At 44.6% G+C, this 20,271-nt stretch carries 24 protein-coding genes; 15 read left to right on the top strand and 9 right to left on the bottom strand.

Features of this window, described 5'->3' with window-relative positions:
• Positions 1-100: 100 nt before the first annotated feature.
• From BLS64_RS12610 to BLS64_RS12595, 4 genes are read left to right on the top strand one after another with little or no spacing between them, the layout of a single operon-like run.
• Complete coding sequence (locus BLS64_RS12610; protein ID WP_093114031.1) at positions 101-616, top strand: RNA polymerase sigma factor; 516 nt, start codon at positions 101-103, stop codon at positions 614-616.
• Complete coding sequence (locus BLS64_RS12605) at positions 597-1,034, top strand: hypothetical protein (RefSeq protein WP_093113996.1); 438 nt, start codon at positions 597-599, stop codon at positions 1,032-1,034. The genes BLS64_RS12610 and BLS64_RS12605 overlap by 20 nt, the downstream gene beginning before the upstream one ends.
• Before the next feature lie 10 nt (positions 1,035-1,044).
• Positions 1,045-1,569: a DUF4252 domain-containing protein gene (locus BLS64_RS12600; protein ID WP_093113998.1), complete on the top strand. Its 525-nt coding sequence runs from the start codon at positions 1,045-1,047 to the stop codon at positions 1,567-1,569.
• Position 1,570: 1 nt separating this feature from the next.
• Positions 1,571-2,107: a DUF4252 domain-containing protein gene (locus tag BLS64_RS12595; RefSeq protein ID WP_093113999.1), complete on the top strand. Its 537-nt coding sequence runs from the start codon at positions 1,571-1,573 to the stop codon at positions 2,105-2,107.
• A gap of 52 nt (positions 2,108-2,159) precedes the next feature.
• Here the strand turns inward: BLS64_RS12595 and purB are convergent, their stop codons facing one another.
• Entirely contained in the window at positions 2,160-3,497 is a 1,338-nt protein-coding gene (gene purB, locus BLS64_RS12590; protein WP_176763480.1) for an adenylosuccinate lyase, read from the bottom strand.
• A gap of 82 nt (positions 3,498-3,579) precedes the next feature.
• Entirely contained in the window at positions 3,580-4,263 is a 684-nt protein-coding gene (locus BLS64_RS12585; RefSeq protein ID WP_093114032.1) for an SIR2 family NAD-dependent protein deacylase, read from the bottom strand.
• A gap of 123 nt (positions 4,264-4,386) precedes the next feature.
• Between BLS64_RS12585 and BLS64_RS12580 the strand changes: the two genes are divergently transcribed.
• Both BLS64_RS12580 and BLS64_RS12575 read left to right on the top strand, forming a co-directional pair.
• Positions 4,387-5,043 carry a TrmH family RNA methyltransferase gene (locus BLS64_RS12580; protein WP_093114003.1) on the top strand — a complete coding sequence of 219 codons (657 nt, stop codon included), beginning with the start codon at positions 4,387-4,389 and terminating at the stop codon, positions 5,041-5,043.
• Between the two features lie 32 nt (positions 5,044-5,075).
• Complete coding sequence (locus BLS64_RS12575) at positions 5,076-5,603, top strand: SRPBCC family protein (RefSeq protein ID WP_093114005.1); 528 nt, start codon at positions 5,076-5,078, stop codon at positions 5,601-5,603.
• A gap of 66 nt (positions 5,604-5,669) precedes the next feature.
• Here the strand turns inward: BLS64_RS12575 and BLS64_RS12570 are convergent, their stop codons facing one another.
• From BLS64_RS12570 to rlmH, 4 genes are all read right to left on the bottom strand, one after another.
• A complete protein-coding gene (locus BLS64_RS12570) occupies positions 5,670-6,428 on the bottom strand; it encodes a carboxypeptidase-like regulatory domain-containing protein (protein WP_093114006.1) in 759 nt (252 codons plus the stop codon).
• A gap of 58 nt (positions 6,429-6,486) precedes the next feature.
• The gene (locus BLS64_RS12565; RefSeq protein ID WP_093114008.1) at positions 6,487-8,289 is read right to left on the bottom strand and encodes a DEAD/DEAH box helicase; all 1,803 of its coding nucleotides are present in this window, start codon (positions 8,287-8,289) and stop codon (positions 6,487-6,489) included.
• A gap of 141 nt (positions 8,290-8,430) precedes the next feature.
• Positions 8,431-9,024, bottom strand: a complete 594-nt coding sequence (locus tag BLS64_RS12560) for a non-canonical purine NTP diphosphatase (RefSeq protein ID WP_093114009.1) — start codon at positions 9,022-9,024, stop codon at positions 8,431-8,433.
• 6 nt (positions 9,025-9,030) lie between these two features.
• Positions 9,031-9,504: a 23S rRNA (pseudouridine(1915)-N(3))-methyltransferase RlmH gene (gene rlmH / locus BLS64_RS12555; protein ID WP_093114011.1), complete on the bottom strand. Its 474-nt coding sequence runs from the start codon at positions 9,502-9,504 to the stop codon at positions 9,031-9,033.
• 50 nt (positions 9,505-9,554) lie between these two features.
• Between rlmH and nadC the strand changes: the two genes are divergently transcribed.
• From nadC to priA, 4 genes are all read left to right on the top strand, one after another.
• Positions 9,555-10,412, top strand: a complete 858-nt coding sequence (nadC, locus tag BLS64_RS12550) for a carboxylating nicotinate-nucleotide diphosphorylase (RefSeq protein ID WP_093114012.1) — start codon at positions 9,555-9,557, stop codon at positions 10,410-10,412.
• 2 nt (positions 10,413-10,414) lie between these two features.
• Positions 10,415-11,332: a YihY/virulence factor BrkB family protein gene (locus tag BLS64_RS12545; RefSeq protein WP_093114014.1), complete on the top strand. Its 918-nt coding sequence runs from the start codon at positions 10,415-10,417 to the stop codon at positions 11,330-11,332.
• Positions 11,333-11,353: 21 nt separating this feature from the next.
• Positions 11,354-11,914, top strand: a complete 561-nt coding sequence (locus BLS64_RS12540; protein WP_093114034.1) for a chalcone isomerase family protein — start codon at positions 11,354-11,356, stop codon at positions 11,912-11,914.
• Positions 11,915-12,011: 97 nt separating this feature from the next.
• Positions 12,012-14,468: a replication restart helicase PriA gene (gene priA / locus BLS64_RS12535; RefSeq protein ID WP_093114036.1), complete on the top strand. Its 2,457-nt coding sequence runs from the start codon at positions 12,012-12,014 to the stop codon at positions 14,466-14,468.
• Here priA and BLS64_RS12530 read toward each other — a convergent pair.
• The gene (locus BLS64_RS12530) at positions 14,462-15,172 is read right to left on the bottom strand and encodes a LytR/AlgR family response regulator transcription factor (RefSeq protein ID WP_093114015.1); all 711 of its coding nucleotides are present in this window, start codon (positions 15,170-15,172) and stop codon (positions 14,462-14,464) included. The two genes, priA and BLS64_RS12530, sit on opposite strands and share 7 nt — an antisense overlap.
• A 165-nt stretch (positions 15,173-15,337) precedes the next feature.
• Between BLS64_RS12530 and rpsF the strand changes: the two genes are divergently transcribed.
• From rpsF to BLS64_RS12510, 4 genes are all read left to right on the top strand, one after another.
• On the top strand, positions 15,338-15,676 hold the full coding sequence (gene rpsF, locus BLS64_RS12525) for a 30S ribosomal protein S6 (protein ID WP_093114017.1): 339 nt from the start codon (positions 15,338-15,340) through the stop codon (positions 15,674-15,676).
• Between the two features lie 2 nt (positions 15,677-15,678).
• Positions 15,679-15,975, top strand: a complete 297-nt coding sequence (gene rpsR, locus BLS64_RS12520; RefSeq protein WP_037324607.1) for a 30S ribosomal protein S18 — start codon at positions 15,679-15,681, stop codon at positions 15,973-15,975.
• 12 nt (positions 15,976-15,987) lie between these two features.
• On the top strand, positions 15,988-16,437 hold the full coding sequence (gene rplI / locus BLS64_RS12515) for a 50S ribosomal protein L9 (protein ID WP_093114019.1): 450 nt from the start codon (positions 15,988-15,990) through the stop codon (positions 16,435-16,437).
• Between the two features lie 141 nt (positions 16,438-16,578).
• A complete protein-coding gene (locus tag BLS64_RS12510) occupies positions 16,579-17,052 on the top strand; it encodes a DUF6495 family protein (RefSeq protein WP_093114020.1) in 474 nt (157 codons plus the stop codon).
• 96 nt (positions 17,053-17,148) lie between these two features.
• On the opposite strand, the gene BLS64_RS12505 is transcribed toward BLS64_RS12510, so the two are convergent.
• Positions 17,149-18,396, bottom strand: a complete 1,248-nt coding sequence (locus BLS64_RS12505) for an ABC transporter permease (RefSeq protein WP_093114022.1) — start codon at positions 18,394-18,396, stop codon at positions 17,149-17,151.
• Between the two features lie 143 nt (positions 18,397-18,539).
• On the opposite strand from BLS64_RS12505, the gene hisS reads away from it, so the two are divergent.
• Positions 18,540-19,910, top strand: coding sequence for a histidine--tRNA ligase (gene hisS / locus BLS64_RS12500; protein ID WP_093114024.1), 1,371 nt, complete (start codon positions 18,540-18,542; stop codon positions 19,908-19,910).
• A gap of 77 nt (positions 19,911-19,987) precedes the next feature.
• On the opposite strand, the gene BLS64_RS12495 is transcribed toward hisS, so the two are convergent.
• A partial coding sequence (locus tag BLS64_RS12495; protein WP_143019320.1) for an integrase core domain-containing protein occupies positions 19,988-20,271 on the bottom strand: 284 nt, incomplete at its 5' end.

The following is a 20,271-nucleotide window of genomic DNA, read 5'->3' as shown; positions in this document are numbered from 1 at the left end:
TTACACGGATAAAAGAAAAATTGAAACTTTTTGGTAACAAAATTGATAGGTGGCCGTCGTAATGGTAAGAGGCGATAAAAAACAGCTTACTAACCAAAAAATGAAACAGCAAAAGTTTACAGACCTCATGAAACCGGTACAGGACAAAATGTACCGTATGGCCTTGCGGCTACTGGTTTCAAAAGAGGCTGCGGAAGATGCGGTCCAGGAGGTAATGCTGAAGTTGTGGAGCAGAAAACAACAGTTAAGTTCTTATAACAACCTGGAAGCTTTTGCCATGACCGTGACCAAGAATCATTGTCTGGACCAGTTAAAACTGAAACAGAACAATAATTTGAGGATCGTTCACAGCAATTATGAAAGCGGAGAAGCTTCATTGCAGCATAAGGTTGAGGTAAATGATGATCTAAACTGGGTGCAGAAGATAATTCAGGAGCTTCCGGAGCAACAAAAGATCCTGATCCAGCTTAGAGAAGTAGAACAATATGAATATGAAGAGATCGCTGAAATGACCGGAATGCAGCAGACAGCGATAAGAGTGGCCCTGAGCAGAGCCCGAAAAAAGATAAAAGAAGAAATGATAAAAAGACACCGCTATGGAATCAAAAGCAATTGAAACCCTTTTGGAGAAGTACCTGGAAGCAGAGACTACCGTGAGGGAGGAAGAAAGGCTCAGAGCCTACTTCACATCGGGTGATGTGGCCCCGCACTTGCAGCAATATGCCCCCATGTTCACCTTTTTTAGTGTGGCAAAAGAAGAATGCTATTCGGGAAAAGTAAATATCAAACCCGGAAGAAAGAAAGTCTATTCCTGGGTGGCCATTGCGGCAAGTATAGTGATCTTGCTGGGAGTGGCCCTTGACCAAAACAGCAGAGTGAACGAGTTCGGTACTTATGAAGATCCCGAGCTGGCCATGCAAAAAACCAAAGAAGCCCTTGAAATGGTTTCCCGGTACATGAATACCGGAACCGAAGACCTGGGATACCTGCAGGAATTTAATAGTACCAAAAATAAAATTGTAAAAAACCCTTAAGATAAAAACGATGAAAAAATTAACCTTAGCCTTAATGGCCCTGTTATTACCCTTCTTGTCCAATGCTCAGAATTTCGAGAAATATGAGGATATGAAAGAAGTGGATGCGGTAGTGATCACGAGCAAAATGTTTAAACTGCTTACCAAGATCGACCTTAATGCCGATGATCCTGAAACGCAGGCTTATATTGACCTTATTGAGAACCTGCAGGAAATGCGCGTGTTGTCTTCCACCCAGGAGGGCGTTCGCAAGCAGATGGCTACAGATGTTTCTTCTTACATAAAAAAAGGAGGCCTTGAAGAACTCATGAGAGTCTCTGAAGACGGAAAAGTGGTGAAATTCTACTACAAACCCGGTAAGAGTGAGGATTATGTAAGCCAGTTGTTCATGTTCATGGAAGGCCGCGAAAAGACCAAACCGGTCTCTGTTATCCTGAACATCACCGGAGAGATCAACCTGGCACAAGTATCCAAGTTGGCCAATGACTTCAAGATCCCGGGAGGAGATGAGTTGAAAAAAGTTGAAACAAATTAAAATGAAAAAGACAGTTTTAATACTGGTACTACTAACCCTTGGGCTTGTTTCATGTGAAAATGAGACAAGCCTTCAGGAGTTTTACGTGGAGAACCAGAACGACAAGCAGTACCTGGCTTTTGATATTCCGGCCAGTTTGCTAACAGGTGAAAACTCAAAGCTTACTGCCGAACAAAAAGCCACTTTGGAGACCATCAGGAAAGTGAACATCCTTGGCTTTCCTAAAAAGGCTGAAAACGAAGATGCTTTCCGGGAAGAACAGGAGAAATTATCGAACATCCTGAAGTCTGATAAATACAACCTTTTGATGAAATACGGCGGCGGAGACCGCAAAGCCGAACTGTACTATATGGGAGAAGAAGATGCCATAGATGAATTGATCGTGTTTGGCAGCGATGAAGAAAAAGGTTTCGGAATTGCCCGTGTGACGGGAGATGATATGAATCCCGAGGCGATCATCAAGCTGTTCAGGTCATTTGAAAAAGGAGAATTGGATGTCCAGGGGCTTCAGAACTTCAATACCATGTTCAAAGACTGATGTCAGATCTTTTAAAGAAAAAGAGGCCCGAAATTTATCGGGCCTCTTTGTTTTATATCCCCGTGTATGTTTGGGGAGTGATCTGCTTGAGTTCTTTCTTTACCTCTTCAGAAACTTCTAGCCCGTCAATGAAGTTTGAAATGCTTTCCTTGTTGATCACCTCATTGGTTCGGGTGAGTCCTTTAAGAGCTTCATAAGGATTGGCAAAACCTTCGCGTCTCAGTATAGTCTGAATGGCTTCGGCTACCACCGCCCAGTTATTTTCAAGGTCGGCATTGAGTTTGGTTTCATTAAGAAGAAGCTTGTTAAGCCCTTTTAACGTAGAAGAGAATCCAATCAAAGTATGACCAAACGGTACTCCAATGACCCTCAGCACGGTGCTGTCTGTAAGATCCCGCTGCAGGCGGCTTACCGGCAGTTTGGAAGAAAGGTGTTCGAAAAGGGCATTTGCGATGCCTAAATTTCCCTCACTGTTCTCAAAATCTATAGGGTTCACTTTATGCGGCATAGCCGAGGAGCCGACTTCCCCTTTTTTGATCTTCTGCTTGAAGTAGTCCATAGAAACATAAGACCAGATGTCTTTATCAAGATCAAGGATGATGGTATTGATCCTTTTTAAGGCATCAAAAAGCGAGGCCATATGATCGTAATGTTCTATTTGTGTAGTAGGGAAGGAATGGTGCAGCCCAAGAATATCTTCCACGAAATGATTTCCGAAGGCCTTCCAGTCGGTATCGGGATAGGCTACTTTGTGGGCATTGAAATTTCCGGTTGCGCCTCCAAACTTCGCCGCATTTGGTATTTTCTTTAAAAATTCGATTTGCTCCTTCAGGCGCTGTACAAAAACCTGGATCTCTTTTCCCAGGCGGGTAGGAGAGGCCGGCTGCCCATGGGTACGGGCCAGCATAGGGATGTCTTTCCATTCCGCAGCCAGTTCAGAAAGTTTTTCCAAAAGGCTGTTAAGCGAAGGAAGATAAACGGCTTCCATAGCATCCTTAATGCTTAAAGGAACCGCGGTATTATTGATGTCCTGCGAGGTAAGTCCAAAATGAATGAATTCCTTGTGGGCCGAAAGTCCCAGTTCATCGAACTTTTGCTTGATGAAATACTCAACCGCTTTTACATCGTGGTTGGTGACTTTCTCGATATCCTTGATAGCCTGCGCATCCTCCGAAGAAAAATTCGTGTAGAGATTCTGCAGTTTTGGAAAAGCCTGCTGTTCTACTTCTTTCAATTGTGGCAAACCTGATTGGCACAGGGCAATGAAATATTCTATTTCAACTTTAACTCGGTATCCTATCAGGGCTTCTTCACTAAAAAAAGCTGCAAGTTCTTTTGTTTTCTGAAAATACCTTCCGTCTATTGGAGATATCGCTTGAAGGGCAGTCATGGTTATGGCTTAAAAATTAAGGGGTAAAGATACGGCTTCAGGTTTATCCTGTAAAAGATATTTCTTCGGAAAAATGGAAATTCTATGCTTTTTCCAGCAGATTCTTAACCACTTTCGGCACCCCGCTCGAAGCTTTTTCAGCATAGATCGTCAACCTATGATTCTCGCTTACGCTGGGCTTCGGGTCTATAAAATAAACCGGAATATCATCAGAAATGAAATCCACGAGCCCGGCTGCGGGATACACCTGCATTGAAGTTCCTATGATGATGAGGATTTCTGCTTCCGCAGTGATCTCTATGGCCTTTTCCATCATGGGCACTGCCTCGCCAAACCATACCACATGAGGCCGCAGCTGATAATTATGTTCGCAAAAATCCCCCAGTTTTATATCTCCTTCCCAGTCCATAACCAGGTTTTCATCAAAGGTGCTGCGGGCTTTTTTCAGTTCTCCATGCAGGTGGATCACATTTTGGCTGCCGGCCCGTTCGTGCAGGTCATCAATATTTTGGGTGATGATGTGCACGTCAAATTTTTCTTCAAGATCCTTTAAAGCGAGGTGGGCGGCATTGGGTTCTACCTGGCGAAGTTGCCTTCTTCGTTTGTTGTAAAAATCCAGCACCAGCTCCTGGTCCTTTTCCCAGCCGATCGGTGAGGCCACCTGCATTACATCATGGCCTTCCCACAAACCATCGGCATCTCGAAAGGTTTTAATCCCACTTTCGGCACTAACTCCCGCACCCGTTAAAACCACTATCTTTTTCATCATTTCTGAAGCTTTAATAAAGCAAAAAATATAAGTAATTTTTCTGAAACTCCGGAGTCTAAATGACTCTTACATTGTTTTGCTGAAGGGGCTCATTAGCCCATAATTTGCTATTTTCGCAGCATGGATGAAAACCTCGAAATTCTGCATTATCTGGAATCTTTTCTTACAGAAAGAAGGAGAATGTTATTCAACCGGGTGCTCGATCAAAGGACTAACCATTTTACTGTGGCCATTCAGGATGTCTATCAGCTGCACAATACCAGCGCGGTGATACGAAGTTGTGATGTCTTTGGGGTGCAGAATGTGCATGTGGTAGAGGAGGTGAACCGTAAAAAGATCGATCGCGAGATCGCCATGGGGGCACAAAAATGGGTTGATGTTAATCGATATCATTCCGCCGAAGATTGCATGAAAAGCCTGCGCAATAAAGGTTATCGCATCATAGCGACTTCCCCGCATAAGGGAATACCCGTGCAAGACCTGGATATCACCCGGCCTGCCGCTTTTTTCTTCGGATCTGAGGTGGAGGGGCTTTCTGAAGAGGTCTTTCAGGAAGCCGATGAATACGTTTCCATTCCCATGGTGGGTTTTACCGAAAGCCTGAACATTTCGGTTTCCGCAGCCATTATCCTGCAGGAGGTGACGGCCAGGCTTAGAAAAAGCGGTATTGAGTGGCAGCTTTCCGAAGAAGAAAAGATCCTCAAAAAACTTGAGTGGGCCAAAAAAACGATAAAAAGTTCAGATGAATTGATAAGGCACTTTCAGGCATCGCAATAAATGGTTACTTTAGGACCGTTTAACAAAACTTTATGACCTTATTCTTTTATATACTTATTGGCATTATCACCTTCATTGCCTTTCTGCATGCCTGGTCCAGGAAGGATTATGAGCTGAGCAGGACAGTGGTGATCAATCGGCCAAAAGCTGAGGTCTACGCCTACATCAGGCAGCTAAAAAAACAATCTTCCTGGATGCCCTGGTTTTTGAACGATCCGCAATTTGTAATAAAATATAAGGGAGAGGACGGCAAACTGGGAGCCGCTTCATACTGGAAAGGAAATAACAGGGTAGAGGGCATTCAAAAGATCACCAAGTTGCACGAGGGTAAACTGCTGGAAACAGAACTGCTTTTTCTGCGTCCCTACAAATCTTTAACGCTGAATTACATGGCGGTGAAAGAGCTGGAGCCAGATCGTACCAAAATGGTGTGGGGGGTGAAGGGAGTTCACCGGTTTCCTGCTTCGGTCTTTATGTGGCTCTACGGAATGGAGCGCGCCATTGGAAAAGATTTTGAAACGGGCCTGCAAAACCTGAAGCAGATCCTGGAAAAGAAATAGCCCAAAAATATAAAAGCCAAAAGTTCTCACTTTTGGCTTTCTTTTGTTCTGTAGAAAAATATCTTTTTACCTGTTCAAAACCTTATATTCTTCATAACAGCCGCTCATGGCATCCAGGATCTGCAGATCATTGGCAGATTCTATGAAATCCTTTGAATAATCACACCTTCTCAGCACCTCGTCAATGTCCATGCGATCTATTTGCAGTACAGCCATAAGGGTCTGCCGGTCGAATTTGCTTTGAAGCAGGCGACGGATCTCGTCATCTTTCTGCATTTCTCGGAGCTTCCGCATTTGTTTCGGCTTTTTTCCGAAGATATTATACAGGGCATCTGCCGGATTGAAGACAGCGCCCAGCACCCGTGAAACGGCATTTGGACTGTGGTCTCCTCCTTCATAACCCTGGTTCAAACCGGAAATGCTGTAACGGTAGTTCTCGTAAATAGGAATGTTCTTGGCATCTATCTCCAGGTACCCCGTAAGCTGCACCGGGCGCACCACCACTTCTTCAAGGGCGATGCCGAGTTCGGTCATCTTCACTTTCACGGCGCCGTATTTCAACCAGTCATTGGTCACTCTTACCCTGATAGGTTTGAATCCCAGGTAGGAAAAATACAGCGTGTCGTTCACTTTTGCCGGGATCTCGAAATCCCCTTCGGCAGTTGTGACGGCACCCTTGACCTGGTTGAGGTTCACCACGTGGGCGTTTTCAATGGCCACATCATTGGCTGCATTTAACACTTTTCCGGTTACAACGGTAGGCTCCTCCTGACCAAAGGCCATGAATCCTATAAGCAAAAAAAGCGGGGCTAATAATTTTCTCATTCTGGTCTGCAAACTAAGGTTTTCTCAGGGAAAATCATACCAAAGTGTTAACGAAAACTTATTTTTTCGAACGGCGTCTTTTGATGGAACTTTCAATGCTGTTCCCTCTTCCGCCCGATTTTTTGCTTCTTCGTTCTCCTCCGTCTGCCGATCTTCTTCTTCCGCTCACCGGAGATTCTGATCTTTTACGGCCTTTTCCGGAAAAAGATTTTTCTGAACCACGTCCTTTGCCTTTTCCTTTAAAGCCTTTCTTCCCACGATCTTTTCCGGCGCTGTTCTTGGTGACTTCCACGTTAATGTGTCGCCCGTGCAGTTGGAAATCTTCAAAAATGGTAAGCACTTCCTGTGTTTTTGAGCTGTCCACGTTAAAGAAGGAAAAACTGTCTTTTACTTCCACGCGGTTCACTTCATCTCTTCCAAGATCAAGGGTTGCCTTAAGGAAATCTTTCAGGCTCATCCAGTCAAAATCGTCTTTTGCACCCACATTGATGAAGAAACGGGTAGAGTCACTGTTATCTGAGAAAGAATCGGCTTCGGCTCTTGAATTAAGATCCTTTGCATTATTATAGTAATTGAAGAACCTGGTGAATTCCACCGAAAAGAACTTTTTAAGCAGCTCTTCCTTGCTAAGGCCTTCGAACATCTCATTGATGCTCGGCAGGTAGCGGTCTATTTCATGGTTGATCTTGGTCTCTTTAATGTCGTTTGCAAGGTGGAACAACTGCACTTCACAGATCTCCATTCCATCTGGAATATCTTTTCTTTCAAAGTCTTGCCCAATGATGCGCTCAATGCCTTTGATCTTTCTTACCTCGCTTTTAGTAACGATAACCATAGAGACCCCGCTCTTTCCGGCTCTACCGGTGCGTCCGCTTCGGTGAGTGTAAGTTTCGATCTCGTCAGGTAACTGGTAATTTATAACATGGGTAATGTCATCTACATCAATTCCTCGTGCAGCCACATCTGTCGCTACCAGCATCTGGATCTGTCTTGAGCGGAAGCTCTTCATCACCAGGTCACGCTGGTTCTGGCTCAGGTCTCCATGTAATGCCGCTGCATTATATCCATCTTCGATAAGTTGCTCGGCAACTTTCTGGGTATCCCGTTTGGTTCGGCAGAAGATAACCGAGAAAATATCGGGATTTGCATCTGCCAGTCTCTTCAGCGCTGCATAACGGTCACGCCCACCTACTACATAATATTCGTGAGAAACGTTGGAAGTTCCGGTGTTCTTGGTTCCCACAGTGATCTCCACCGGGGTACGCATGAATTTCTTCGCAATGGTCGCCACTTCCTTGGGCATGGTGGCCGAAAACAGCCAGGTGTTCTTCTCTTTTGGAGTGTGTGACAGGATAGCGGTAATGTCTTCAAAGAAGCCCATATTCAGCATTTCATCGGCTTCATCAAGTACGCAGTAGTCGATATTGGAAATGTCTACCAGGCCTCTGTTCACCATATCCTGCATACGTCCGGGTGTTGCCACTACGATCTGCGCTCCTTTTTTGATCTGGTTCGCCTGCTCGGTAATGCTGGCACCTCCGTAAATAGCCACAGTATTAAGGCCTTTGAAGTACTTTGAGTAGTTCTTTAATTCGTTAGTGATCTGTAAACAAAGCTCACGGGTAGGAGACAGGATAAGTCCCTGGGTCTTTCTGCTGTTTACGTCAATTTTCTGGATAAGCGGAAAGCCAAAAGCCGCAGTTTTCCCTGTTCCGGTTTGGGCAAGAGCCACAATGTCGGTCTCTTCCTCTAAAAGGATCGGGATAGCTTTTTGTTGAACTTCAGACGGAGTTTCAAACCCCATGTCGGTAATGGCTTGAAGCAATTGCGCATCAAGTCCAAGTTGTTGGAATGATTTCATTCTAAGATGTAAGTATTCGATTATTTATGTTAGTGTTACATAAGAAGCGAATCGACATACTTAAAACCTAAACTTCCAGCAACACGTCCTCACCCTGAGGAATTTCGAGCGGCAAAGATACTCTTTTATTTTTGAAGTGTGTTAATATTTATTCTGGCTCAAGAAAACCACCAGTTTTTGAGTGGCACGGCCGCGGTGACTGATACGGGATTTTTCCTCCAGATCCATCTCTGCAAAGGTTCTTGAATGACCATCAGGTTGAAAAACAGAGTCATATCCAAAGCCTTTCTCCCCGGCTCTTTTCTTAAGGATCTCCCCCTCGCAGATCCCTTCGAAAGAGTGTTCTTTTCCGTCAAGAACTAGGGCGATCACCGTTTTAAAGCGCGCTTTGCGGTTGTTCTTATCGTTCAACTCTTTAAGCAGTTTATCTATATTGGCTTCGTTGTTCTTTTCCTCCCCGGCATACCTGGCCGAATATACTCCGGGCGCGCCGTTGAGCGCCTCCACTTCCAGTCCCGTATCGTCGGCGAAACAATCATAACCGTATTTTTCCTTCACATAACGTGCTTTTTGAATGGCATTTCCTTCAATAGTGTCAGAAGTTTCGGGAATATCTTCCTGGCAGGCAATATCCTGCAGGGAAAGCAGCTCCAGGGAATCTGGCAGCAAAGCCTTGATCTCCTTTAGTTTGTTGAGGTTGTTGGTGGCGAATACCAGTTTTACTTTTTCGGTCATAATCTTTTATTTGTGGTGGTAGGGTTCGTTCTTTAAAATGGTAAAAGCACGGTAAAGTTGTTCTGTAAAGAACAGGCGCACCATCTGGTGTGAAAAGGTCATTTTTGACAGGGAGATCTTCCCGTTGGCTCTCTGGTACACTTCTTCGGAAAAACCATAAGGCCCGCCTACTACAAAAATGAGCTGCTTCATGCCGCTGTTGAGCCGCTTCTGAATGTATTCTGAAAAACCTTCCGAAGAATATTGTTTTCCATTTTCATCGAGCAGAACAAGAAAATCTGAAGAGGTCACTTTGTCCAGGATCAGTTTTCCTTCCATGACCTTTTGTTGTTCGGTGTTGATGTTCTTTGTCTTTTTAAGATCGGGAATGATCTCAAGCTCAAATTTGTTGTAATGCCCCAGCCTTTTTACATAGGTGTCGATGAGGCTTTGCAGGCTGTTATCATCGGTTTTTCCTATGGTGAGCAATTTTATGGTCATGGTGTTAAATTTGTCTTTACTTTGTAACTTTAGCAAAAATAAGGACTGCAATGATTTCAAAGGAACAATTTGAAAAGGAAATTGAAATAATCATAGAGAATGCGCTAAGGGAAGATGTGGGAGACGGCGATCACAGTTCGCTGGCCTGTATCCCGAAGGAGGCTACAGGAAAAGCAAAACTCCTGGTAAAAGATGAAGGTATTCTTTCGGGAGTGGAATTTGCCCACCGTGTATTCGAAAAAGTGGATCCGCAGTTGAAGATGGAGGTCCTTATAGAAGACGGCAGCAGGGTGAAAAAGAGAGATGTCGCTTTTTATGTGGAAGGTTCTTCGCAGTCCATTCTTAAAGCCGAGCGGCTGGTGCTCAATGCCATGCAGCGTATGAGCGCGATCTCTACCAAGACCCGCACCTTTGTTGACAGACTGGAAGGCACAAACACCGGGATACTGGATACCCGTAAGACCACACCGGGAATACGAGCCCTGGAAAAGTGGGCGGTGAAGATAGGCGGGGGTGAGAACCACCGTTTCGCACTTTACGATATGATCATGCTGAAGGACAATCACATCGATTTTGCCGGGGGAATTAAGACCGCTATTCAAAAAACCCAGAAGTATCTTAAGGATAAACAGCTTGACCTGAAGATAATAGTAGAGGCGAGAGATCTTAATGAAATAAGGCAGATCCTGGAGATGGATGGAATCCACCGCATTCTGTTGGATAATTTCTCTTATGAACAGACCCGGCGGGCAGTAGAAATGATCAACGGAAAATGCCAGACCGAATCGAGTGGCGGCATCACCCTTGAAACCGCCAGGCCTTATGCCGAATGCGGGGTAGATTATATCTCAAGCGGGGCACTGACTCATTCCGTTCACAATCTTGATCTCAGCCTCAAGGCTGTGTAGCAATGGGCGCGGAAGAAGTAAAACGTAAAAAGAAGAGCCGCTGGGTGCGCTGGTGGACCGGCCACGCCAAAGAGGTTGTGCTTCCGGGAATGGAAGGTCTTTCCCTGTACGATTTACTCATTATATTTTACGCGGGCATTGTAAAAGGTACATTTTCGGCCAGGGCCAGCGCGATCTCGTTCAGTTTCTTTATGGCGCTTTTCCCGTTCCTGCTCTTTATGCTGAACCTCATTCCGTTCATCAACTTTATAGATGACTTTCAGATAGAATTTCTTGCATTCATTGATAATCTGCTGCCGCCCGATACCAAAGAGTATTTCAATGACATTTTCTTTGATATCGCCGCCCGAAAAAGGGGAGGGCTCCTATCTGTAGTTTTCCTGCTCTCCATTTTCCTGATGGCGAATGGGGTAAACGCGGTTTTCACAGGTTTCGAATTTTCCTACCACACCAAGGTCAACAGGTCCATCATTAGGCAATATGTGATCGCTGTTGGGGTTTCCATCATTCTGGCGCTATTATTGCTTATTACTGTGGTGGTTACCATTTATCTCACTTATCTTACCGAAGATCTTAAAAGTGTGGGTGTGGTGAATAACGCGGTAATTTGGGCAGATGTGGGAAGGTATATGACGTTCATTAGTATGGTATATATAGCCATTGCCACTTTATACTATTTCGGAACAAAGGAAGGAAGGCTGAGCCGTTTCTTTTCAATAGGTGCATTTTTCAGTACTTTTTTGATCGTGGTAACCACTTTTTTGTTCGGATTGTATATCGAGAACTTCTCTGCCTACAACGAATTATACGGGTCGATTGGCGCCCTGTTGATCCTGATGGTGTATATATGGATAAATTCTAATATATTGTTGCTTGGATTTGAGCTGAACGCTTCGCTCCTTAAACTTAGAAAAAGATAAAAACCCTCTAATTAAATGATTATGAAAAAACTGATGTTATCAATAATGGCGGTGATGATGGCCTTTTCGGTTAGTGCCCAGAAAAAGGTAGGAGATGCCGTGTTGCCTGTCAGCGAGACCTTTCACGGAGAAACCGTTACTCTTAATGGGGCCGGTATAAGGGAAAAGCTGTGGATAGATCTTTATGCCGCAGGTTTATACCTGAACGAAAAAACGAGTGATGCCACCGAGATCCTTAACGGGGACAAACCCATGGCTATAAAACTGCATATAGTTTCAAAGCTGATTTCCAGCGATAAGATGGTGGAAGCGGTGACCGAAGGTTTTGAAAAATCCACCAACGGGAACACTGCACCCATACAGAAAGAAATAGATACCATGTTAGGCTTCTTCAAGGAAGACATTAAAAAGAACGATGTTTTTGACCTCGTTTACCTGCCTGCAAAAGGTGTGGTGGCCTATAAGAATGGAGAGGAAAAAGGGATCGTGAAAGGAAAGGAGTTTAAAAAGGCCCTTTTCGGGATCTGGTTATCCAACCGTCCTGCAGATGATGACCTAAAGGAAAGTTTGCTGGCTCAATAGACTTCAGCACATAAAATGAACAGAAACCATTCTTTTTAGGATGGTTTATTTTTTTGTGCTTAAAAGCTTTTATTTTTGTCAAAAATCAGCACCCCATATGCCTCACTTCATCAATGTGATCCTTCCTTTGCCTTTGGAGAAACATTTCACTTACAGTGTTTCTGCCGGGGAAGCGGAATTTCTGCAGCCGGGAATGCGGGTAGCTGTACCTTTCGGAAAATCCAAGATTTATACCGGAATTGTTTCGGCCGTTCATCAGGAGGATCCTAAGATCTATGAAGCTAAGCCTATCGAACAGATACTTGACAAGACACCTATTGTTACGGCTGCTCAATTAGCCTTCTGGAAATGGCTGGCTTCTTACTATATGTGTGCCGAAGGAGAGGTGCTGCGGGCGGCAATCCCCAGTGCTTTTCTGCTGGAAAGCGAGACCATCGTGCAGCTTATGAAAGATGTGGAGGTGGAAGAAGAGGAGCTGACAGATGACGAATACCTGTTGTATGAGGCTTTGCAGAGGCAATCCTCTTTAAAGATCAATGAGATCATCCAGCTGCTGGATAAAAAGACGGTGCTTCCTGTGATCAATTCCCTGGTAGAAAAGAAGGTGGTGGTGGTGAACCAGGAGATCTATGAGCAGTACCGGCCAAAAATGGAAAAATACGTGCGGCTTGATCCGAAACATGCTTCCGAAGAAGGTATGCACCAACTGCTCGATGAGCTCAACCGGGCTCCCAAACAGCGGCAGGTGATCTTCACCCTGTTTTCCCTCAGCGCGAAAGACAAAGACAAGCCTTTAAAACTGAAAACCCTTGCCAAAGAAAGTAGGGTGTCTACAAATATCATAAAATCGCTCGTTCAAAAAGGCGTGCTGGAGGAATATGACCGCCAAACCGACCGCCTGCAATATGGAGGAGGGGAGGTTTCCGGCTCGATGGAGCTGAACGAATACCAGGAACAGGCGCTGCAGGAGATAAGAGCGGCTTACGAGGAAGAGAGGGTGTGTTTGCTGCACGGGATCACCTCTTCGGGAAAGACCGAGATCTATGTGAAACTAATAGAGGAGATGGTGGCCACTGGCAAACAGGTGCTGTATCTTTTGCCCGAAATTGCCCTTACTGCCCAGCTCATTTCCAGGCTGCAGGCTTACTTCGGCGAAAAGGTGATCGTATATCATAGTAAGTATTCTGTCAATGAAAGGGTAGAGGTGTATCAAAATGTGCTGAACAACAGCAGTAAGGCTAAAGTTATTGTGGGGGTAAGGTCCAGCGTTTTCCTACCGTTTCACGACCTGGGGCTTATCGTTGTTGATGAAGAGCACGAATCCACTTTTAAACAATACGATCCTGCGCCGCGATACCATGCCCGCGATGCGGCTGTGGTGCTGGGGCACATGCACAATGCCAGAGTTTTGCTGGGTTCGGCCACTCCTGCCCTGGAATCTTATTTTAATTCCGAACATTCCAAATACTCCCTTGTCAATCTAAACAGGCGCTACGGAAATGTTTTGCTGCCCGAGATCGAGGTCGTGGATATTAAGGAGAAGCACCGAAAAAGGAGGATGACCGGGCATTTTTCTGACAGGCTCGTGGAGGAGATCAGGGAAACCCTGGCCGAAAAGGAACAGGTGATCCTGTTTCAAAACCGCCGGGGCTTCAGTCCAATTCTGGAATGCAATACCTGTGGACATTCGCCGCAGTGCCCCAATTGCGATGTGAGCCTTACCTATCACAGTCATAACAATCAGCTTAGGTGTCATTACTGCGGGTATAATATGGCGCTTCAGAAGAAATGCATGGCCTGCGGCAGCCCCGAACTTTCCACCAAGGGCTTTGGGACCGAAAAAGTAGAGACAGAACTAAAAGCCCTTTTTCCAGATCATAAAATCGGACGAATGGATCTTGATACCACCCGCGGAAAACACGGGTATGAAAAGATCATTACAGCATTTGAAGAAGGGGAAATAGAAATTCTTGTAGGAACGCAAATGCTCACAAAAGGACTCGACTTCAGAAATGTGAGGCTTGTAGGAATAATGAATGCAGACACGCTGCTCAATTTCCCCGATTTCAGGGCACATGAAAGAAGTTTCCAGTTGATGCTGCAAGTTGCCGGAAGAGCGGGACGGACAGAGAAAAGAGGAAAGGTTCTGATCCAGACCTACAATCCGCATCACCAGATCGTACAGCAGGTTTCCATGAATAATTACGCCGACATGTATAAGGAGCAGCTGGAAGAAAGACGGCAGTATAAATATCCGCCATTTTACAGGTTGATCCGCCTTACCCTAAGAGGCAGGGATTATTCCAGGGTCAACGAGGGGGCAGACTGGCTGGCCACTTCTTTGAAAAATTCATTCTATGAGAATGTGCTGGGGCCCGAGTTTCCTCCTGTGGGGAGGATCCGGAATGAGTATTATAAGAATATCCTGATAAAGATCCCTCAAAAACAGTCTTTAGGGAAGACCAAGGGGTTGATCGAGAAGGTGCTGCAAAGCTTTAAAGCTGTAGGGGCTTTTCGCAGTATAAGGGTAGTGGTGAACGTAGATCCTTATTGATTGGCGGCTAAGGCCTCAATAAGATTGGCTTTTTTGTGACGGCTTAACGGGATCTGTTGTTTGTCGATCTCGATATTCCTGCTGTTGTAGCGCTCTATCTTGTCCAGGTTCACGATATATGATTTGTGGATCCTCAGGAATTTATTGGAAGGCAGCTGGCTCTCAAAAGATTTCATGGTAGCAAGAACCACGAAATTGTCTTTTTCGGTCACGAACTTCACGTAATCCCCTAAGGCTTCGATGTACTTAAGTTTGTTCAGGAAGACCTTACGATTCTTAAGGTTGCTTTTTACAAAGATGTAGTCGTCATCTTCTGCCGGAGCGCCTTCATGCTTCAGCTTATAAAGGTTAATTGATTTTGATACCGCGTTGAGGAACCGCTCTTTGGAAATTGGCTTGTGCAGGTAGTCTACCGCGTCATAATCAAATGCTTTAAAGGCATATTTGGTTTTTCCGGTAACGAAAATGATCTGCGGTTTGTTGGGCAGATCATCCAGCAGGTCGAATCCAGAAAGGATCGGCATCTCGATATCAAGAAAAATAAGGTCTACTTCCGTATCCAAAAGACCATTTTTGGTTTCAATGGCATTATTGTATTCGGCTACAAGTTTCAAATTGGGATGATCTTTGATGAGCTTCACGATTGACAATCGTTGTAAGCTCGAATCATCGACTACGGCGCATTTTAGTATGACTTCTTCCACTTGTTAATAAGGTTAGCACTAGCAATAATAATGAAAAAATCTTACAAGTGAAAGTAATTTTGAATTTGGGCGATGAAAAAAGCAGTTTAACCCTTGAAAAGGGGCTTTGAAAAAAGAATAATTAATCCTATTTTTGCAGCCAATTTAATTTAAAGTAAATTTTTTATGAATCATTATGAAACTGTTTTCATCTTGAATCCCGTTTTATCTGATGACCAGATAAAGGAAACAGTTAAGAAATACGAAGATTTTCTTGTTTCTAACGGTGCCAAGATGATATCAAAAGAGAACTGGGGGTTGAAAAAATTAGCTTACCCAATTCAACACAAGAAAAGTGGTTTTTATCACTTGTTTGAGTACACCGTACCAGGAGAAGCAATCGCTCCGTTGGAAGTTGAGTTCCGCAGAGATGAGCGCATGATGCGTTATCTTACTGTAAAGCTTGACAAATATGCCATCGAGTGGGCTGAAAAGAGAAGAAACAGAAACAAAGAAAAAGCGTAAGTATGTCATCTATAGAGCAACAAGCTAAAGGAAAGAAAGATGGGGAAATAAGATATCTTACCCCATTGAATATCGAGACAAGCAAGACCAAGAAGTATTGCCGTTTTAAAAGATCAGGAATTAAGTATATCGATTACAAAGATCCTGATTTCTTAATGAGCTTCGTGAATGAGCAAGGAAAATTATTGCCTCGTCGTTTAACAGGTACTTCTTTGAAATATCAGAGAAAAGTGGCTGTAGCCGTGAAACGCGCACGTCATTTAGCATTAATGCCTTACGTTGGCGATTTATTAAAATAAAAAGGGGCTATTATGGAATTGATATTAAGAAAAGACGTTGAAAATTTAGGTTTCAAAGATGACGTGGTAACCGTTAAACCGGGATACGGACGTAACTTTTTGATCCCTCAAGGATTTGCCGTATTGGCAACCCCTTCTGCAAGAAAGGTTTTGGAAGAGACTTTGAAGCAGCGTTCATATAAAGAGAAGAAACAGATCGAAGATGCACAAAAGCAGGCCGATAAACTTAATGGACTTGATATTAAGTTGACCGCCAAAGCAGGTGCAGGAGATAAGATCTACGGATCTGTGACCAGCCAAGACTTAGCTGATGCATTAGCTAAGGAAGGTGTTGAGATCGAGAAGAAGTACATCACTATCGCCGGTGGTAACATCAAGCGTTTGGGTCAGTATGACGCTACCCTGCGTTTTCACCGTGAAGTGATCGCCAACTTCAGCTTTGATGTTGTTGCAGAAGCGTAATCACACTTTATAAACTTACTAAGCCTGCTTCTTTTGGAGTGGGCTTTTTTATTTATCGGTATTGAGTAGTGAGATATGAGAATTGAGACTGAAACAGATCAGTTTACACAACATTAAATTTTAAACCTTAAACTTTCAGCAATGAAATACGCCCGATTATCAAAAGAACAGTTTGAAGAACTACACCAGGAATTCATCAACTTTTTAGCCTCTCAATCCATTACCGGAGATGAGTGGGAAGATATCAAGATCAATAAGCCAGAAGTGGCGGAAGAGGAGCTGGATATCTTCAGCGATCTTGTGTGGGAAGGGGTGCTGAATCAGGCGCGCTTCCTGGAGCATTTTTCGCCTAACCAGATCTACCTTTTCAAGATCACCGAAACAACCTTGAACCTTATCGCCATAAAAGTGGAAAACGAGCAGGTTGATGTCACTACCCGACAGGGTTACAACTGGCTGCAGCAAAATTTGATGGATGACCGCGTTTCACTGTATACATCAGCAAAAGCCGTCAGCGATGACCGCAATAAAGACATTTTCGCGCTGGTGCAACAGGGAGCGGTTATTACGAAAGGGGAACTTTACGAGTTCTTCGAGAAACACCTTAATTTATAAATTCCAAATAACAAATTCCAAATTCCAATGCTTTCTAGCAAGCATTACTATAAGGAAAAAAATATTGGAATTTGGTGCTTGAAAATTGGAATTTCTCTACTCGTATCTGAGTGATTCTATAGGATCCTGTTTAGCTGCTTTGGCCGCAGGATAACTTCCTGCCAGCACGGCGACGACAATGGTGATGGCGGTTGCCCAGATCATCGCCATCCACGGAGTGGTGAAATCAAAGCCTGCCGCGGAAGAGACTGCGAAACCAATTAATATTCCGAAGATAATTCCGAACAGGCCTCCGATCTGCCCAATAATTAAGGTTTCCATGAAGAACTGGGTAGCGATGGTGTTCTTTTTAGCGCCCAAAGCCTTTCTTACACCGATCTCGCGGGTGCGTTCACTTACCGAAACCAGCATGATGTTCATAAGCGCTATGGAAGAGCCAAAAATGGTGATGATGGAGATGACCCACGCGGCGATGTTCAGGTATTTGGTGATGGAAAAGATACGGTTTATGAGGTCGTCACTCCTGGTGATCCCAAAATTGTTCTCTTCAATGGGGCTTAGCCCGCGAATATTCCGAAAGGTGATGATGGCCTCTTCCTGTGCGCCTTCCAACAGTTGCTTGTCATCTACTTTTACGCTGATATTGTAATTGATGTCGGGAGCGGTGAACATGGAACGGGCAATCTGGATGGGGATCAATACCCTCAGATCCTGTCGGTTTCCGAAGGTGGAGCCTTTGGACTCCAGAACGCCAACCACCCTGAATTTTGCTCCTCTTATGGATATGGTCTTGCCGATGGGATTCAGGTTTTTGAAAAGTCCGTCTTTGAAGTCGGCTCCCAGGATGGCCACATTGTTATTGTTCTCAACATCAAAGAAATTCAGGTCCCGACCTTTTTCCACTTCCAGTCCGGAATTGGATACATAATTCTCGTTTATTCCCAGGACGGTCACTTCGGGGTCGGTCTTTTCGTTCTCATACTTCACTTCTGCAGAAGAGGTCCCGGTAAAGGAAATGGAGATGTTGGTCTGCGGAAATTCGTATTTGTCCTTGAATTCTTTCACTTCCCGATACCCCAGGATGGGATTTATCTTTTCCCGACCGTTGCGGCCGCCGCCGTTCACCCTTATCTGCGATTCATACCGCTGCAGGTTGAAGGTATTGGCGCCCATAGAGGCAAAGTCACTGGAAATGGTATTTTCCAGCGCGGCCACAGCGCTTAAGATCCCCACCAGGGCGGTGATCCCAATGGCGATGATCATGACGGTAAGGATCGTCCTTAAAAGCTGACTTTTAATGGAAAAAAAAGCGATCCTGATGTTCTCTTTAAAAAGTGGAAACATTCGCAGCAAAAGTATATGTGAATTAGACGCAGGGAAGCTTTAGTTGTTACAGGAAATTTGAGCTTTGCTGTTTTCGGCGGAAAAAGGAGCAGGGCATTCTTTTATTTTTTCAGATATTTGCGCTTCAGGAAAAAACGATCAAAATGGCACAGAAACCTTCTATTCCCAAAGGTACGCGGGATTTTTCCCCTTCCGAAGTGGCAAAAAGGAACTACATCATACAAACTATCCGCGACCAGTTTCAAAAGTTCGGCTTTCAGCCAATTGAGACGCCGAGTTTTGAGAACAGCGAAACCCTGATGGGGAAATATGGGGAAGAGGGTGACCGGTTGATCTTCAAGATCCTGAATTCCGGCGATTTCCTGAAGAAGGCCGACAAAGAAGCTTATGAGGCCAAAGACAGCCTCAAGATCACATCGTCAATCAGCGAAAAAGCGCTGAGATATGACCTTACCGTGCCTTTCGCCCGGTACGTGGTGCAGCACAGGAACGAGATCGAATTCCCTTTTAAGCGGTACCAGATCCAGCCCGTTTGGCGGGCAGACAGGCCTCAAAAAGGGCGTTTTCGCGAGTTCTTCCAGTGTGACGCAGATGTGGTGGGAAGTACCAGCCTGTGGCAGGAAGTGGAATTCGTGCAGCTTTATGACGCCGTTTTCAGTGCTCTTGACCTGAAAGGGGTGACCATCAAGATCAATAACCGCAAGGTACTTTCCGGCTTTGCCGAAGTGATCGGGGAATCAGACAAGCTGATCGATTTTACCGTCGCTCTTGATAAGCTGGACAAGATAGGTGAGGAGGGAGTGAAAAAGGAGATGCAGGAAAAAGGCATTTCTGCGGAAGCCATTCAGAAGATACAGCGGGTGTTTGACCTGAAGGGAGATTTTGCCGAAAAGATAAAGGTGCTGAAAACCATACTGTCCACTTCTGAAGTCGGTAAAAAAGGTATCGAAGAACTGGAGTTCATCAACATGTCCATTGAAGCCCTGGGGCTGGAAACCGCCACGCTCGACCTGGATGTGACCCTGGCCCGCGGACTCAACTATTACACCGGCGCTATTTATGAGGTATCAGCCCCCAAAGAAGTGAAGATGGGCTCCATTGGCGGCGGCGGCCGATACGATGATCTTACCGGCATCTTCGGACTCAAAGATGTGAGCGGAGTAGGGATCTCTTTCGGGCTTGACAGGATCTATCTGGTGCTGGAAGAACTCGGTCTTTTTCCTGAAACCGTTTCTAAAGATATCGAAGCCTTGTTCATCAACTTTGGGGAAAGCGAAAGCCTCTACTGTTTTCAGGCCATTAAAGCGTTGAGAAAGGCAGGTGTCGCCGCGGAACTTTATCCCGATGAAGCCAAGATGAAAAAGCAGATGACCCACGCCAATCGCCGCGACATTCCTTACGTGGTCCTGGCAGGGAAAGAGGAAATGGAGCAGCAAAAATTCACTTTAAAGAACATGCGTTCGGGAGAACAATTCACTGTTTCTCAGCAAGAGCTGGTGGAGAAGTTGAAGTAGAGGCGGTTCTCAGTTCTCAGTTTTCGGTTTTCGGTTATCTTATTGAGCTTGCCTGAATATGGTTGCCTTTTTTCAGGTTAATAATTAATCTTTAATATTGGTCTTTGTTCAGTAGTTAAGTGCTGAACAAAGTTTACAAATTCTTGTGGTTTTTTATTCTTTAGTGAACCATGTGGCCGCTCATTGTTGTATAAATAAACCACCTTTTTTATCATTCTCTGAGCCTCGGTTAATGTTAGATCCATATGTCTAAAATCTATGTATTCGTTTTTGAGAATACCATTCAACGATTCCGCATGAGCATTTTCCCAGGCTTTTCCACCCATACTGGGAGTGGTTAAATAATGTTCATGGAGTTTTT

The organism is Salinimicrobium catena, from assembly GCF_900102915.1.
Taxonomy (GTDB): domain Bacteria; phylum Bacteroidota; class Bacteroidia; order Flavobacteriales; family Flavobacteriaceae; genus Salinimicrobium; species Salinimicrobium catena.
This window is presented reverse-complemented; position numbering and strand designations above follow the sequence as displayed.

What these genes read in the sequence shown, in the direction of transcription:
- BLS64_RS12585 (WP_093114032.1), bottom strand. Translation starts at nt 4,263, where the DNA reads ATGAAAAAGATAGTGGTTTTAACGGGTGCGGGAGTTAGTGCCGAAAGT.
- purB (WP_176763480.1), bottom strand. Translation starts at nt 3,497, where the DNA reads ATGACTGCCCTTCAAGCGATATCTCCAATAGACGGAAGGTATTTTCAG.
- nadC (WP_093114012.1), top strand. Translation starts at nt 9,555, where the DNA reads ATGATTTCAAAGGAACAATTTGAAAAGGAAATTGAAATAATCATAGAG.
- BLS64_RS12570 (WP_093114006.1), bottom strand. Translation starts at nt 6,428, where the DNA reads ATGAGAAAATTATTAGCCCCGCTTTTTTTGCTTATAGGATTCATGGCC.
- rpsR (WP_037324607.1), top strand. Translation starts at nt 15,679, where the DNA reads ATGTCATCTATAGAGCAACAAGCTAAAGGAAAGAAAGATGGGGAAATA.
- BLS64_RS12540 (WP_093114034.1), top strand. Translation starts at nt 11,354, where the DNA reads ATGAAAAAACTGATGTTATCAATAATGGCGGTGATGATGGCCTTTTCG.
- priA (WP_093114036.1), top strand. Translation starts at nt 12,012, where the DNA reads ATGCCTCACTTCATCAATGTGATCCTTCCTTTGCCTTTGGAGAAACAT.
- BLS64_RS12605 (WP_093113996.1), top strand. Translation starts at nt 597, where the DNA reads ATGGAATCAAAAGCAATTGAAACCCTTTTGGAGAAGTACCTGGAAGCA.
- BLS64_RS12545 (WP_093114014.1), top strand. Translation starts at nt 10,415, where the DNA reads ATGGGCGCGGAAGAAGTAAAACGTAAAAAGAAGAGCCGCTGGGTGCGC.
- rplI (WP_093114019.1), top strand. Translation starts at nt 15,988, where the DNA reads ATGGAATTGATATTAAGAAAAGACGTTGAAAATTTAGGTTTCAAAGAT.
- rpsF (WP_093114017.1), top strand. Translation starts at nt 15,338, where the DNA reads ATGAATCATTATGAAACTGTTTTCATCTTGAATCCCGTTTTATCTGAT.
- BLS64_RS12595 (WP_093113999.1), top strand. Translation starts at nt 1,571, where the DNA reads ATGAAAAAGACAGTTTTAATACTGGTACTACTAACCCTTGGGCTTGTT.
- BLS64_RS12505 (WP_093114022.1), bottom strand. Translation starts at nt 18,396, where the DNA reads ATGTTTCCACTTTTTAAAGAGAACATCAGGATCGCTTTTTTTTCCATT.
- BLS64_RS12575 (WP_093114005.1), top strand. Translation starts at nt 5,076, where the DNA reads ATGACCTTATTCTTTTATATACTTATTGGCATTATCACCTTCATTGCC.
- BLS64_RS12560 (WP_093114009.1), bottom strand. Translation starts at nt 9,024, where the DNA reads ATGACCGAAAAAGTAAAACTGGTATTCGCCACCAACAACCTCAACAAA.
- BLS64_RS12600 (WP_093113998.1), top strand. Translation starts at nt 1,045, where the DNA reads ATGAAAAAATTAACCTTAGCCTTAATGGCCCTGTTATTACCCTTCTTG.
- BLS64_RS12565 (WP_093114008.1), bottom strand. Translation starts at nt 8,289, where the DNA reads ATGAAATCATTCCAACAACTTGGACTTGATGCGCAATTGCTTCAAGCC.
- BLS64_RS12610 (WP_093114031.1), top strand. Translation starts at nt 101, where the DNA reads ATGAAACAGCAAAAGTTTACAGACCTCATGAAACCGGTACAGGACAAA.
- rlmH (WP_093114011.1), bottom strand. Translation starts at nt 9,504, where the DNA reads ATGACCATAAAATTGCTCACCATAGGAAAAACCGATGATAACAGCCTG.
- hisS (WP_093114024.1), top strand. Translation starts at nt 18,540, where the DNA reads ATGGCACAGAAACCTTCTATTCCCAAAGGTACGCGGGATTTTTCCCCT.
- BLS64_RS12510 (WP_093114020.1), top strand. Translation starts at nt 16,579, where the DNA reads ATGAAATACGCCCGATTATCAAAAGAACAGTTTGAAGAACTACACCAG.
- BLS64_RS12580 (WP_093114003.1), top strand. Translation starts at nt 4,387, where the DNA reads ATGGATGAAAACCTCGAAATTCTGCATTATCTGGAATCTTTTCTTACA.